The sequence below is a fragment of the Alishewanella longhuensis genome (genome assembly GCF_014653435.1).
Taxonomy (GTDB): domain Bacteria; phylum Pseudomonadota; class Gammaproteobacteria; order Enterobacterales; family Alteromonadaceae; genus Alishewanella; species Alishewanella longhuensis.
The window spans coordinates 1-773 of record NZ_BNAO01000025.1; the positions used below are offsets into that span (position 1 = coordinate 1).

The window sequence follows — 773 nt, forward strand, 5'->3', positions numbered from 1 at the left end:
GTTCCGACCTGCACGAATGGTGTAATGATGGCCAGGCTGTCTCCAGCCGAGACTCAGTGAAATTGAAATTGCGGTGAAGATGCCGTATACCCGCGGCTAGACGGAAAGACCCCGTGAACCTTTACTATAGCTTGGCACTGAACATTGACCCTACATGTGTAGGATAGGTGGGAGGCTTTGAAGCTGGGACGCTAGTCCTGGTGGAGCCGTCCTTGAAATACCACCCTTGTATGTTTGATGTTCTAACGTAGGTCCCTGAATCGGGATTGCGGACAGTGTCTGGTGGGTAGTTTGACTGGGGCGGTCTCCTCCTAAAGAGTAACGGAGGAGCACGAAGGTTGGCTAAGTACGGTCGGACATCGTACGGTTAGTGTAATGGTAGAAGCCAGCTTAACTGCGAGACAGACACGTCGAGCAGGTACGAAAGTAGGTCATAGTGATCCGGTGGTTCTGTATGGAAGGGCCATCGCTCAACGGATAAAAGGTACTCCGGGGATAACAGGCTGATACCGCCCAAGAGTTCATATCGACGGCGGTGTTTGGCACCTCGATGTCGGCTCATCACATCCTGGGGCTGAAGTTGGTCCCAAGGGTATGGCTGTTCGCCATTTAAAGTGGTACGCGAGCTGGGTTTAGAACGTCGTGAGACAGTTCGGTCCCTATCTGCCGTGGGCGTTGGATGATTGAGTGGAGTTGCTCCTAGTACGAGAGGACCGGAGTGAACGAACCGCTGGTGTTCGGGTTGTCATGCCAATGGCACTGCCCGGTAGCTA

1 rRNA gene is annotated in these 773 nt (G+C 53.4%); it reads left to right on the forward strand.

Annotated elements, in window-relative coordinates:
• Window positions 1-773, forward strand: a 23S ribosomal RNA gene (locus IE163_RS17650); the annotation flags it as partial.